The following is a 13,614-nucleotide window of genomic DNA, read 5'->3' on the forward strand; positions in this document are numbered from 1 at the left end:
CAATTAATTTGTTTCTTTTATTGGGGAGGCAAAGTCAAAAGTAGGAATAGCTTCCCTTTGCTCCCTTAATTTGCGCAAATATGCGATTTTTCCATTGACTTTCCTTATTCCTTCCAAGGCTTCTTTATTCAAAGAATCAATGTCCAACATTTGTTGGTAATAGATCAGTGCACTCGTAAAATAGCCTTTCTGCTCAAACGACATCGCTTTAGCCTCCATAGCCGACACGTTCACACTATCCAACTTTAGCACCAGAGTTGCATAATGAACTATCGAATCGTACCAATTCTGCTGGCTGAAGTGATCAACAAGAGACAAACCAGCTTCGACATCGTTAGAATCCAGTAAGGACTTCAGAAGTGCATTAGCCCTCTCATTCTCACCTGACCGTCTATACAACCCCACGTTTAGGTAAACAACTTCGTTCTTCCGATAATCCTTATCAATTAGCATCTGAGTAAATGCCTGCGCCTTATTGTCGACGCCCGCAGAAACATACAGATGGGCCAAATCAAACGCAATATCTAACCTGTTCGAATCCCTCATATATGCCTGCTCTTTGTATTGTAGAGCTGAGGCAGAATCGCCTAATCTCATATACACATCCCCCTTTGACAGATAAATATCGGGATCATTTCCATTGATCATCACAGCCTTATTGATATAGTCTATGGCCAATTCGTGCGCATCAAGGGACATATAGATTTTCGCTCTTTTCTTAAAGAACTCCGTGCTGTTGGCACCTTTTTTCTCAGCCTGAGTATTATAAAAAAGTGCCTTATCAAGATTACCTCGACTTAAGTAAAAATCTGAAGCCAGTTCTAACACCTCCGCTCTTTCCTTAAACCTATCTAACCAATCATTCCACTCGCTTTCCGTTATGCCTGACCAATTGATCTGTTCATGAAGCTTTAAGTATTGAATCAAATCATTGAAATCGAATTCGCTTAAATCGACCTCTGTCAATATAATCGGTTCCTGCGAACGCCGAGCCTCATGCTCTAAACTATTATAAATAGGCAATGCGCCAAATCTTTGCTCACAGCTTTGTAAAGCACCAAATATGATCAGGAACACCGAGATGAGTATCCTGCAATTTTGATTCGCTCTGGGGATCATACAATATTGGTTAAATTCAAAATATCAATTGCCTTCAAGTAACGGAATTTAAATATTCGGCGCACGAGAACTCAGTAATGTTCGAAGTCACAAAAAAAACATTTTTTCCACTCCTTTTAAGTGCTTTCTCAACTTAAAAAAAATCCTTTAGGTAATACTCCTAAGCGACATGACCAAAACTCTTAAAAAAACGACAATTCAAACCTAAAATTTGGTTATCTCCACAAATCTTGGTAAAATTCAAGATTGATTTTTGATCAATTTACAGGTTGGCTAGTTATGAGAAGGGAATTGAAATTCATTTCAAAATTTGCTTGATGTCAAAATGCAATTGCAATTAATTTGCGACACACAAATAGCAGTTATTTTCTTTGAATAATCCAATTTATGTTAGTAAATTATTGAGATTAGTAATTGATCAGGTATCTTTACTTTTTTGAAATGCAGATTTACTGGTAGTAAACTTGTTTCGAAAATGTGATTTGAAGGACAATTTGGACTAAATGGATTTATTAAAGAGATATAAAAACATCTACGACACCAACATCATTCTGATGTATAAGGGTGAAGTCACCTTTGATCTGGTTACCTCAATTATTGAAACACTTGATGGAAGAATAACGGAACTCGAATCAGATAGATTGATTAAAAAGAAATTTTATGGTGCCGCTACAGAATGCATACAAAACCTCTATCATCACATGGACGAGGTGGCGGATGAAACCAATCAAATCGACACCTACGATTCCAAATCAGGATTGTTATTAGTTACTGCCAGGAAAAAGTTCTATAACATCATGACTGGAAATTTCATTCCAAATACAAAAATAAATACCATACAGTCCAAACTTGATAATATCAACGCGTTGGATAAAGATGGTCTTAAGAAATTATATAAAGAGATTCTCTACAATGGAGAGTTTTCAGATAAAGGAACTGCAGGATTGGGGTTCGTGGAAATTGCCAGAAAGACAGGGCAAAAATTATCTTATGAGTTCCATAAAGTGAACGATGAATATTCTTATTTCACTTTTCAGATAAGGGTTCCTCGGGAAATAGAAAAAAAACTTGCAGAGGCTTCATAGCTTTGAGTTATATGAGCAAATTGAGAAAACATATTACAAATTATCATTCATTACATACGTCAGACTTGGGAGAAGAAGTAAGTGAGGGGGCATGTAGTAACGTTGAGCTGAAATGAAAGAACTTTATCACGAAGAGCAAAAGATACTTTCGGAGTATGTAGGAAAGGTAAAAAAGAAGGATGTAAACCTTGAAGATGCAGTAGGAATTGCTATGCACTATAAAGATTTGCTGGATCAGAGTAAAGTCATTACCCGGATTAGTGATCGGCTGCAGAAGAAACTAGACCACGCCAACCAAAAGATTAAGACTCAGAATAGTGAAATTCAGAAGAAAAACGGGGAATTGGAAATAACAATTGATCAACTCGATAAAATGACAATGGGCAAAAAAGCCACAAGAATACTATTTGGCGTTTTTGTTGTTTTATTCATCTCCGAGCAGCTGTTTCTAGAACCCTTAATAGATGATTGGGCAAAAGGCAGTAACTATGTAGGCATTGGGGTCATGCTAATCATTGCCATTTCACTTAAATTCTTTGAGTCTAAACTTGAAAATTATTTCACGATGCAGCGAAAAAATAAGATTTTAAATGCTGATCGATCAAATGTTGCAGCAACAAGCGCAGGGGAAAAAAGTCAGCTCTCTTTTCTGAAAAGTAAAGGGGCAGCTTAAATTATTTAAACAAAAGCATAATAGCTATGAAAAAGGATAACCTGATACGTTCATATATTTTGACATTGATACTTGCTATCCTTGGTCTTTTTATTGGTCAGTTTATTGTACAGAATGCCATCAGAGTCAATAAAGATGATGCGGTTCTAGTAAAGCTGGCACAAAAACAAGCAACACTGAGTGAGGAAATCACCAAAAGCGCTGCCTTGATTAACCTAGATCGAATCAAGAATAATGAAACCAACTACAATCTCGTAAGAAGAAGGCTAAAGCCAGCAGTTGAAGAATTTGCGAAAATCCAAAGGGCGTTAACCAAAGGTGATGCGAACTACGGGCTCAATGGAACAGAAAACTCGGAACAGGCTACTACCATGCTCAAAAACATGGACTTGTCATTTAGAGAGATCCGAGATGCCGGAAATGAAGTTTTGGGAGTGAGCTTTGATGATCCTGAGAATGACAAAAACCTCATTCTCAGTAGAGCATTGACCAATATCCTTTCACAAAAAAGCTTTACAGTCAAAGCATCTGAATTAGCTTCTCTATATCAAACCGAAGCCAGAACCAACAAAAGTGGTTTTTCCAAATTTGAGTATGTAATCACTGCAGCAATTATTGCCATACTGCTTATACAGGCTTCATTCATTTTTCGACCAGCGGTCAACCTGGCCTATAAAAACTTCCTGACAGCGAATGAGGCGTTTGTGAAATTACAGAGGTCAGAGGAAGAATTAAGAAGCAGTGCTGAGAAACAGTTAGAGGTTAATGAAAAACTCATTCTCTCCCAGCGTGCACTGGAGCAGCGAAACAGAAAACTGAAGCTTTCCGAGCAAGAAATACTGAAAAGTTCCAGAAAGCAGATCGAGGTAAACGAAAAACTGATTCGTGTTCAGGAAGAATTAAGAAAAGCCTATGACAGAGTAAAATACTCTGAAGAGCGAATGAGAAATATTGCAGAAGAGCAGCTAGAAGCGACCGAGCGACTTATGATTGCGGAGAATAAACTTAAGTCAGCACTGACAGTTGAGCAGGACAGTAAAGAGGAATTGACTCAGACACTGGAAAATCTAAAAAGTACACAATCTCAACTGGTTCAATCTGAGAAAATGGCATCACTTGGACAGTTGACAGCAGGTATTGCTCATGAGATCAACAACCCGATCAACTTTGTATACAATGGTATTGACACATTAAAAGTATCACTGGATGATTTAATATCTATTGTTGAAAAGTACGACACGGTAGAAGAAAGCAAAGATTATAAGGCTGCACTGGCTGAAATTCAAGAGATGAAGGACGAATACGCTTATGATGATCTTCTCAGTGATTTAAAAGAATTGGTTTCTGATATTAAGAAGGGAGCTGTAAGAACAATAGAAATTGTAAAAGGACTGAGGGTATTCTCTAGACTAGATGAAGAAGAGATGAAGCCAGCCAACGTGAACGACGCACTTGATGCCACGTTAGTCTTGCTCCGTAACAAGACTAAGAACAAAATCAATGTCAAGAAATTCTACGATGATTCAATTTCTGACATCAACTGCTACCCTGGTCAGCTGAATCAAGTATTCATGAACATTCTCAATAACGGAATTCAGGCCATTCCAGATGACAGAAAGGATGGTGAAGTTCAGCTCTACACTGAAAATCAAGATCAGCATGTCATGATTAAAATCAAGGATAACGGTGCAGGAATGTCAGAACAAGTAAAGCGAAGAATATTTGAGCCATTCTTTACCACTAAACCAGTGGGGATCGGAACGGGATTAGGAATGTCAATTACGTTTGGTATAGTAGAAAAACATGGCGGAAACATTTATTGCAATAGTGAAGAAGGAAAAGGAACTGAATTTTCAATTTTGATTCCTAAGCACATGGACAAATCCTCAGAAGAGGAGAAAGTTTCCGAATCTCAAAAGGCATAATTTTTAGAAGTAAACTAACACATGGAAGAAGTTCAAACTCCTGTTGAGGACGTAGCTGTCAAGAATAAAAAGAAGTACACCATTCTATATGTGGATGATGAAGAAAGCAACTTACGAATCTTTAGAATGGCTTTCAAGAGGGAATATAATGTACTCACAGCTCCTGGTGGAAATGAGGCAATAGAAATGCTCCGTGAGCATGACATTCAATGTCTTATTACAGATCAAAAGATGCCTGAAATGACAGGCACAGAGCTGCTTGAAAAGGTTCTTCCTGAATTTCCTGATGTAATAAGGATGATTCTTACTGGATTTGCAGATATCGAAGCGATTGTGAAAGCGGTAAATAAATGCGGCATCTACAAGTACATAACCAAGCCTTGGGACAAGGGTGAAATGAAACTGACCATTGACAAAGCACTTGAAGCTTATGAGCTCAAAAGTGATAAAATGAAACTCATTCGCCAGCTGGAAAAGGCGAATAGCGGCCTTGAGGAAAAAGTAGAACTCAGGACTAAGGAATTAGCCGAGGTCAACAAGCGATTGATGGATAGTATTAAGTATGCAATGACCATACAGAATGCAATGCTTATGTCGCCTGAAACTATAAAAGAAGCATTTACAGATTTCTTCTTGTTATTCAAACCTCTTGACGTTGTAAGTGGCGACTTCTATTGGTTTGCAGATTTCGAATCAGAAGATGTTAATTATAAGTTCATTGCATCGGTCGACTGTACCGGCCATGGTGTGGCAGGTGCCTTGATGAGTATGATTGGTGAGTCATTGCTTAACCAAATAGTATATGAACATGAGATTACTGATGCTGGAGAGATTTTAGATAATCTCAACATTGGTATTCAAGATATTCTTAATCAATCGGAGAATAATATGCATCACGGAATGGATGCTAGTATTATGATCATTGATGAAAACAATAGTGATGTATATTTTGCTGGGGCGCAACAAAACCTTCTATATTCAGACAAAGAAAAAATAAAAACCGTCAAAGGAGACCGAATCTCACTTGGTGGCTATTTAGATCAGGAAAGAAACTACACTACTCACAAGGTCTCATATACAAAAGGTGAAACCTCATTCTATATGTTCTCGGATGGTTTTCAGGATCAATTCGGAGGACCAGATAATAAAAAATATACAGTTGCGCGTCTGACCGAAAGTATTGAAAAGGGACTGGCTAAACCACTGGATAAACAAAGGGACATGCTTGATGATGTTTTGACGGAATGGATGGGCGAAGAAAAACAGACAGATGACATCCTGGTAATGGGAATTAAGATTTAATTTGACAATATTTGCAAAATAAAAGCGGCTCAGTATGAAGATTAAGGTTTTGACATTGAAGAATTGGTGCAATAAGAGCATAACGCCTTTAGCATGGCAAAGAATTATTATTAAAATTCTTCCCGAGATGAGAGATAGAGGTTTTGAGCTTAATCAACTCGAAGATCCTGCGCCCGATCTTGCCTTTGGTGATGAAGAATTCCAACTTTTCACATCTTCACTTGACACAGTTTATAAAATCACTTTTCCAAAAGAGGTACTCGAGAAAATCACTTGACAATGACAAAAGGAGTTGTCTAATCCATTTACAATATAATAGAGCTTCAGATTTGAAGCTTTTTTTATAACTTATCACACAAATTAGCTGCTTGAATAAAAGAACATTTATCGTAGTATTGGCTATCTGGACAATTGCAGGTACAGGATTAGTCGGCTGTAGTGGAAGCAAAAGCACAGCAAAGATTACCGTTGTAAAACCGAAAAAAAGAATATTCGCCTACCATCCCCGATGGCACAAGAATAAAAAAAGGACTAAGAAGGTAACCTACAGGCTCCACTAGTCTTCAAACCCCAATCATCAAAGTATATCTTTGCTATCAATTTCAAGCAGCAGTTTATCAGAACTATTAAGCCTTGCAATAATAGCCTCCGCCTTAGGTAGTTCATATTCAAAGTAATAGCGCATGGTATGAAGTTTACTATTATAAAACTCGTCTCCCCTATTCTCATTCAGAGCAATCTGGCAAGGAATCGCCTGAAGCAGCCATTGCCAACCAATTGCCACTACTCCAAATAATTCAAGATATAAGGTGGCATCCATTAAGAATACTTCCTTCTTTTCTTTCATCGCAACAGTAGAAAGCTTCATCGTAATATTTTGAAGCCTAAATAAGGCATCGTTGAGTTTTTCTCCATATTTGGACAACTCTATTACCTCGAGTTTGACCTTCTTAATCGTTTTAGAAACTTCTTCGGTAAATGCTCTGAAAGCAATACCTCCCCCCATTATTATTTTTCTACCCAACAAGTCAATACCATGTATGCCCGTAGTTCCTTCATGGATGGTATGAATCCGCATTTCTCTAAAATACTGCTCTAATGGAAAATCTTTGCAATAACCAGCACCGCCTAAAATTTGAATAGCAGCTGATGTAGACAAAATTCCCATCTCACTTGGAAAACTCTTAGCTACAGGTGTTAGCAGATCTAGTGTCAGGCGGTAAATTTCTTTAATTTCCTCCTTACCTCCTTTGGCCATATCGGCGTAATGAGCACATTGGAGCAACAACGACAGGGAACCTTCTACAATTGACTTCTGAAAGAATAACATTCTTCGAACATCAGCATGCTCGATAATATTAATTTGAGGTGAACCAGGATCCTTTTCATCCGGCCTTCTTCCTTGAGGTCTTTCCTTCGCATATTTCAACGAAGCATAGTAGGCTGCCGAACCAATTGAAGCTGCACTTAATCCAACTCCAATTCTTGCTTCATTCATCATTTGAAACATGTAGGACAAACCTTCATTTGGCTTACCTATCAGATAACCAAAGCATCTTTTCTTTTCGCCAAAGCTTAAGTGGACAATAGGTGCTCCCTTATATCCCATTTTGTGATACATACCAGTTGTCACCACGTCGTTCATCACCACCTGATCATCTTCAGTAAATCTCTTTTGCGGAACTACAAACAAGGATAAGCCTTTTGTTCCTTCTGGTGCACCTTTAATTCTGGCTAGCATCAAATGAACTACATTACCTACTGCATCATGGTCTCCTGCAGATATAAATATCTTTTGTCCACTTATGCTATATACAGTCCCCTTATCGTCAAGCGCTTCAGCACTAGTCTTCACATCCGACAGTGAACTGCCTGCGTCTGGCTCGGTCATAGCCATAGTCCCTTGCCAGACACCACTATACAGTTTGGACACATAAGTGCTCCTCAATTGCTCCGAACCATGCTCCTCAATTAATCTAGCCGCTCCGGCTGTTAAAAATGGAAATACACTGGCCGAATAATTAGCAGCTCCAAAAATGAATTGAGCGCATGAAGAAACCAAAATCGGTAATTGTTGTCCTCCTACTTCTTCAGAGGCGTTGGCAGAAATCCAACCCCCTTCACCGAATTTCTTGAGTAACTTTCGTACTTGTGCATGAACCTTTACTCTCCCTTTCTCATATTCAGGTTCCAGCCGATCCATTTCTTCATTATAGGGCCGCATTTCTTTGTCAGCCAATTGGCCTGCTGCATCCAAAACCATCTTGACACTATCCAAATCATGCTTTTTATAAATATCAAGCTTTAGCAATGACTCAAGGTCAAAAACTTCTTTAAGCATAAAATCCAGGTTTCGTCGGGAGTAATATTCAGACATGATTTTCAGGTATTTTTTATTCTACACAATTGAGAATGAAGATAACTTAATGGCTTGTGATATTCAAATTATTACTAAAACATTCATATCACAAATATCGAAAACACCTGATATTGAACCGCTTACGACCTTCTAAAAATAAGTCCTAAAAGGGAACAAAATTGACAAAGAAAATAATTTAAAATATTCTGAATCAGTTGTTGCATAATAGATTTATTGCCTCTACTTTTGCATCGCAATTAAGGGACATAAGTACTGAAATTGCAGCCAGGAGCGGTAGTTCAGCTGGTTAGAATGCCTGCCTGTCACGCAGGAGGTCGCGGGTTCGAATCCCGTCCGTTCCGCTGGGAATCAAGCACTTACATTAATTTGTAAGTGCTTTTTTTATAAATTGATTCTTTAAATAAATGGCTATTCTCTAAACTTGATTCTCAAGCATAGAAAGTCTTTAGCCATCAATACCATCAGCTTGCACTTTGGGTTTGTGTATGAATTGACGCTTCGGTAACTTCGCACTTTATTTGTTGTCAGAATCGCCTTTCAACCATTTAATAATTAACGAAAATATGAAAGTATTAGTAATAGGTGCCGGCCCCGCAGGGTTAAGTTGTGCTCATGAATTGGCCAAGAAAGGTGTTGACGTTCAGCTTTATGAAGCAAGTGAGTTCGTAGGGGGAATGTCCAGGAGTTTCGACCTTTGGGGTCAAAGAGTAGATCTAGGCCCCCACAGATTTTTTTCTAAAGAAAAGAAAATTAATCAGTTTTTTGCAGAGGTGCTACAGGGTGAGTTTACCATGATTAATCGATTGACTCGTATTTACTACAAAAAGAGATTCTTTCAATACCCTCTAAAATTCACCAACGTACTATTTAATCTTAACCCTTTTACCATTGTTAGGATACTATGGGATTATTTGATCCAACGAATTAATCCGATAAAAAATCCAACCACTTTTGAGTCCTGGGTAACCAATCGGTTCGGCAAAAAGCTATATGAAATATTTTTCAAAAGTTATTCAGAAAAGCTTTGGGGTATCCCTTGCTCCAAAATTGATGCTGAATGGGCGGCACAAAGAATCAAAACCTTATCGTTAATAGGTGCTGTAATCTCGGCCATAAGAGGCAATGCTGGAAATAAGCATAAGACCCTTGTTGATGAATTTGCCTATCCAAAACATGGTACTGGATTGCTCTATGAAAAATGTGCAGAACAGATCAAAGAGAACGGTGGGAAAATTCACCTAAGTAGCGCTGTAAAAAAGGTAATTGTGGATGGATCAAATCAGGCTAAAGGAATTGAATTAGTAGATGGAACAACGGTTGAGGCAGATTATGTCATCTCAACCATGCCATTTACCACCATGATCAAAGGTATTGACAACGTTCCTCAACCTGTCCAGGATGCAGCTGATCAACTTTACTTCAGAAACACCATTCTTGTGTATTTAGAGGTAAATGGTACCGGTTTGTTTGAAGACAATTGGATTTATGTACATTCTCCGGACGTAAAACATGGAAGAATAACAAATTTCAGAAACTGGTGTCCAACTCTCTATGGGGACAAAAAAACTTCTATCATTTGTCTGGAATTTTGGGCCTTTGAAAAGGATGAAATTTGGACAATGGATGACGAAAAGTTATCCAACATTGCCAAAAAAGAAATTGGCAAATTGAATTTGGTTCCTAAATCAATGGATATCCTAAATTCAAAAGTGATCAGAATCCCTAGATGCTATCCAGTATATGAGACGGGCTATCAAGCACCTTTGAAAACCCTTGAAAATTTCGTAGATAAAATTGACAAACTCATTCCAATTGGTAGATATGGTTCATTCAAATATAACAATCAGGATCATTCCATATTAATGGGGCTATTGGCTGCAGAAAATATCACTGGCGGAGAATACACGAACCTTTGGGAAATCAATACCGATGACGAGTATCAGGAAGAGGGAGATATTAAGGATGTGCTTATTCAATGATTCACTGGTTCAATGATTCACTGGTTCACTGATTAAATAACCTGAAAAGGCTAGTCAAGCTGCTCCTCTTACTCCGGTAAGGTGAAACTATTGCGGTCAAATTAAAAGCTTACTAAGAGCAAATACTTCCCTATCCATTTTACATTTGCTCATTAAAATGCCAATAGAAAAAGCGCTGATGAAAAAATTTAATCTTTTAGCCTTACTCATATTTATAGGTTCCACATCACACGGTCAGGTCTTATATCCCGGTGACTACACAGAAGATTACTATCGTATGATCGCATTCAAGAATCCTAATCTTCAGCCACAACCTCTAATCATCAATCCATCGGTGATCAATACTTATGGTTCGGACAGCACACTAAATTGGAATATCTGGGAAGACAACTTTGGAATTAGCTTTCAGGGTGAAAGCAAAAACAACTTCCACATTCTTGATCCCAGATTTTCTTACGTTTACAATTTGGAATACCCGAGAGGATACAATGATGGCCCTGTGTGGAGTGGTAAAGGTTCTAATGCTTCATTCACAGCGGGTATTGCGGGAAATATTGGCATCATTCATTACACCTTAGCCCCAGTAATCTGGTACGCCCAAAATCGACATTTCAACATTCCATCAATTGGATTAAACAAGAGCGAGTTTTCTTACCCGGTTGAGGGTAAAATTGACTGGGTGATGCGCTATGGAGACGACTCCTACCATCAATTGGATTGGGGACAATCCGAGATTAGGATTATCTATAAAAACGCTACCATTGGCTTCTCTACTGCCAATTTTTCATGGGGACCATCTAGATACAATCCCATCATAATGAGTAAAAATGCTTCTGGGTTTCCTCACATGGATTTTGGGACTGCACGACCCATTCAAACAAAAATTGGCAGCATGGAATTCAAGTGGTACTGGGGAGCACTGAATGAATCAGATTATTTTGATGAAAATTCTGTAAATGATAGAAGATATATTACAGGTTTTACCTTAGGTTATCAACCCAGTTTCATTAAGGGGTTGACCCTAGGTCTAAACAGGATTATGTATACTCGATGGGCCGATGGTGATTTAAAAGCTGTAGACTTTTTCAATGCTTTCGCAAGAAACACACATAAGGGGCTAGAAAAAAATGATGAGTACGATCAAATGTTTTCGCTCGTATTCGAATACAAGTTTCCGCAGGTCGGTTTTCATATTTATATGGAATATGCCCGAAATGACTTTTTTGGCAGCATACTTGATCTTGCAGAACACATTGATAGAACGAGAGCTAGAACCATTGGACTGACAAAAACATTTGATTTGAATAGCGGAAAACTATTAGAAATAAATTGGGAAAACACAACGCTGAGTAGTAATCAAATTCAAATAGTGTCTCCCGGTACCTCAGCCACATATTATGTACATAGCGTGGTTGATAATGGGTATACCCACAATGGCCAAATTCTGGGAGCTGGAATAGGGCCCGGATCAAATTCCGACATTTTCTGGGTAAATATTTATAATCCAAAAGGAAAGTTTGGGTATACTTTTCAGCGAATAAGATTCAATGATGACTATTCAGTAAACGCCTTCGCTGACACCGAAGATGATCCTACTGATTACGAGATTTCTGTAGGAGCCGATTGGGTAAGGGTGTTCGACAATTTCAGTATCAATCCTAAACTCTTATGGATCTACCGAAATAATTTCCTATTCGAAGACACTGATGATAGAAATTTATTCTTCAGTCTGTCTCTTTCATACTTCATTGACCGATAATACTCATTTCTGCTTTATGTAAAGGTCTGGGTACACTTCCGAAGGATAATAATTACCAAGCTCAGTTGATTCCAAAAGATCATTAATAAACAAGCTAGAAATAATCTTAGGCTTATATTTCTGAATTGCCGAATAGACGTCGTAGGTATAGGGTTTCAATTTCTTATATGTTCCTAGCCCACCCTTTCCTGGCTCTGTGCTGTACCAAAAGAAGTCTATGTCTTTTCTGAAAAGATTAAATCGAGCGTCACCATCGTATACTCGATCTGCAGATTCCGTATTTTCCATTACCCAGCTTACTTTGTCCAATTGGGGTTGATTTGGGTATACGATCATAGTTCTGATAAAGAAAATCATTGGAACCACGAATGCAATTAAAACCACAATAGAGGCCTGTTTTGGTCTAAGTAAACTCAAAATCCCATAAGCTGAAATTCCACACATGAGTGGTAGAAAAGGCATAAAGTATTGTCGATAGGGCGCCTGAACCAGAAATACCGTTCCTAACAATATCAAACAGAGCAAAGGCAAATCTTTGATTCCTTTTTTGAAGCACCTCACAACGCCTAACACAAAGAATATCCAAATGAAATGATTGTAGTATAATGAATCAATTATCGCCTTAAAAGGAGAAAAACCTCCTTCAAAATGCATATTCAAAATCCAGTTCCAAAAGAGATATGCCTCAAATTGCCCTTGAGTCCACAAATACAGGTAGTATGGGCTTATTGAAAACATAAATACCATCCAATAAGTGATCAATTGAAGAATATTCATTTTCTTCTCGAATATCCAATACAATTGTAGTAATCCTACTCCAGCGATAATGAATAGGGTTTTCTGCAAAAATAAAAAGGAAATCGCCATGCAAATGGCACTTAAATAGAGTATTATCTGGTTTGGCTTTAGCACATGCTTCCATAAAAAAACTATTGCTAACAGACCCAAAAATACCTGAGGAACGTCTGGTCTTATTTCGATCGCCTTTTGACTAAACATGGTCATCGCGCTCAAAAACAACACTGCTAGCCAGGTGATTTTTCGATTTCCAAACACAAGATCAGAAATTTGAAAAGTACACCAGAGCATACCAATAAAAAAACCAAACATAAACATGCGCAGCACATGCAAAGTGGAGCTACTCTCTCCTACCAAACTTATGACAGGACCAATGAAGTAGTAAAAAAATGGATGATGGTGCTGAAAGAAGTCTAGATAAATTCGTTCACCGCTTAAAATCTTCCATGCGGAATGTACTGCTTCGAATTCATCGCGATCAAAATCTCTAAACAAAGCCAGGTGAAAAACAGTCAAAACCGTAATTCCCAGCAGTATCTTGAAAAACAGAATAAGGTTAATCTCTAGTCGGTTAGAAGTCATATTTTTCATGTT

At 38.1% G+C, this 13,614-nt stretch carries 10 protein-coding genes and 1 tRNA gene; 8 read left to right on the forward strand and 3 right to left on the reverse strand.

The window, feature by feature from the left end; all coding sequences use genetic code 11:
• Positions 1 to 3: 3 nt before the first annotated feature.
• A complete protein-coding gene (locus ABJD64_RS16470) occupies positions 4 to 1,119 on the reverse strand; it encodes a hypothetical protein (protein WP_348181678.1) in 1,116 nt (371 codons plus the stop codon).
• 503 nt (positions 1,120 to 1,622) lie between these two features.
• Between ABJD64_RS16470 and ABJD64_RS16475 the strand changes: the two genes are divergently transcribed.
• From ABJD64_RS16475 to ABJD64_RS16495, 5 genes are all read left to right on the forward strand, one after another.
• Positions 1,623 to 2,204 carry a SiaB family protein kinase gene (locus ABJD64_RS16475; RefSeq protein WP_348181679.1) on the forward strand — a complete coding sequence of 194 codons (582 nt, stop codon included), beginning with the start codon at positions 1,623 to 1,625 and terminating at the stop codon, positions 2,202 to 2,204.
• Between the two features lie 112 nt (positions 2,205 to 2,316).
• A complete protein-coding gene (locus ABJD64_RS16480) occupies positions 2,317 to 2,877 on the forward strand; it encodes a hypothetical protein (RefSeq protein ID WP_348181680.1) in 561 nt (186 codons plus the stop codon).
• Between the two features lie 26 nt (positions 2,878 to 2,903).
• Positions 2,904 to 4,802 (forward strand): ATP-binding protein, encoded by a 1,899-nt coding sequence (locus ABJD64_RS16485; protein WP_348181681.1) that lies wholly within the window; start codon positions 2,904 to 2,906, stop codon positions 4,800 to 4,802.
• A 21-nt stretch (positions 4,803 to 4,823) separates the two neighbouring features.
• A complete protein-coding gene (locus ABJD64_RS16490) occupies positions 4,824 to 6,104 on the forward strand; it encodes a response regulator (RefSeq protein ID WP_348181682.1) in 1,281 nt (426 codons plus the stop codon).
• Between the two features lie 34 nt (positions 6,105 to 6,138).
• Positions 6,139 to 6,381: a hypothetical protein gene (locus ABJD64_RS16495; protein WP_348181683.1), complete on the forward strand. Its 243-nt coding sequence runs from the start codon at positions 6,139 to 6,141 to the stop codon at positions 6,379 to 6,381.
• A 300-nt stretch (positions 6,382 to 6,681) separates the two neighbouring features.
• Here the strand turns inward: ABJD64_RS16495 and ABJD64_RS16500 are convergent, their stop codons facing one another.
• Positions 6,682 to 8,481, reverse strand: coding sequence for an acyl-CoA dehydrogenase (locus ABJD64_RS16500; protein ID WP_348181684.1), 1,800 nt, complete (start codon positions 8,479 to 8,481; stop codon positions 6,682 to 6,684).
• Between the two features lie 270 nt (positions 8,482 to 8,751).
• On the opposite strand from ABJD64_RS16500, the gene ABJD64_RS16505 reads away from it, so the two are divergent.
• The 3 genes from ABJD64_RS16505 to ABJD64_RS16515 all read left to right on the forward strand — a co-directional run bounded on the left by ABJD64_RS16505 (position 8,752) and on the right by ABJD64_RS16515 (position 12,222).
• Positions 8,752 to 8,825: transfer RNA gene (locus ABJD64_RS16505), tRNA-Asp, on the forward strand.
• A gap of 222 nt (positions 8,826 to 9,047) precedes the next feature.
• Positions 9,048 to 10,463, forward strand: a complete 1,416-nt coding sequence (locus tag ABJD64_RS16510; protein ID WP_348181685.1) for an FAD-dependent oxidoreductase — start codon at positions 9,048 to 9,050, stop codon at positions 10,461 to 10,463.
• A 178-nt stretch (positions 10,464 to 10,641) separates the two neighbouring features.
• Positions 10,642 to 12,222 carry a capsule assembly Wzi family protein gene (locus ABJD64_RS16515; protein ID WP_348181686.1) on the forward strand — a complete coding sequence of 527 codons (1,581 nt, stop codon included), beginning with the start codon at positions 10,642 to 10,644 and terminating at the stop codon, positions 12,220 to 12,222.
• Between the two features lie 3 nt (positions 12,223 to 12,225).
• Here the strand turns inward: ABJD64_RS16515 and ABJD64_RS16520 are convergent, their stop codons facing one another.
• Entirely contained in the window at positions 12,226 to 13,611 is a 1,386-nt protein-coding gene (locus ABJD64_RS16520) for a hypothetical protein (RefSeq protein WP_348195176.1), read from the reverse strand.
• Between the last annotated feature and the right edge of the window lie 3 nt (positions 13,612 to 13,614).

Origin of the sequence: Reichenbachiella sp. (genome assembly GCF_039944555.1) — a bacterium.
GTDB lineage: Bacteria > Bacteroidota > Bacteroidia > Cytophagales > Cyclobacteriaceae > Reichenbachiella.

What these genes read in the sequence shown, in the direction of transcription:
- ABJD64_RS16470 (WP_348181678.1), bottom strand. Translation starts at nt 1,119, where the DNA reads ATGATCCCCAGAGCGAATCAAAATTGCAGGATACTCATCTCGGTGTTC.
- ABJD64_RS16475 (WP_348181679.1), top strand. Translation starts at nt 1,623, where the DNA reads ATGGATTTATTAAAGAGATATAAAAACATCTACGACACCAACATCATT.
- ABJD64_RS16480 (WP_348181680.1), top strand. Translation starts at nt 2,317, where the DNA reads ATGAAAGAACTTTATCACGAAGAGCAAAAGATACTTTCGGAGTATGTA.
- ABJD64_RS16485 (WP_348181681.1), top strand. Translation starts at nt 2,904, where the DNA reads ATGAAAAAGGATAACCTGATACGTTCATATATTTTGACATTGATACTT.
- ABJD64_RS16490 (WP_348181682.1), top strand. Translation starts at nt 4,824, where the DNA reads ATGGAAGAAGTTCAAACTCCTGTTGAGGACGTAGCTGTCAAGAATAAA.
- ABJD64_RS16495 (WP_348181683.1), top strand. Translation starts at nt 6,139, where the DNA reads ATGAAGATTAAGGTTTTGACATTGAAGAATTGGTGCAATAAGAGCATA.
- ABJD64_RS16500 (WP_348181684.1), bottom strand. Translation starts at nt 8,481, where the DNA reads ATGTCTGAATATTACTCCCGACGAAACCTGGATTTTATGCTTAAAGAA.
- ABJD64_RS16510 (WP_348181685.1), top strand. Translation starts at nt 9,048, where the DNA reads ATGAAAGTATTAGTAATAGGTGCCGGCCCCGCAGGGTTAAGTTGTGCT.
- ABJD64_RS16515 (WP_348181686.1), top strand. Translation starts at nt 10,642, where the DNA reads ATGAAAAAATTTAATCTTTTAGCCTTACTCATATTTATAGGTTCCACA.
- ABJD64_RS16520 (WP_348195176.1), bottom strand. Translation starts at nt 13,611, where the DNA reads ATGAAAAATATGACTTCTAACCGACTAGAGATTAACCTTATTCTGTTT.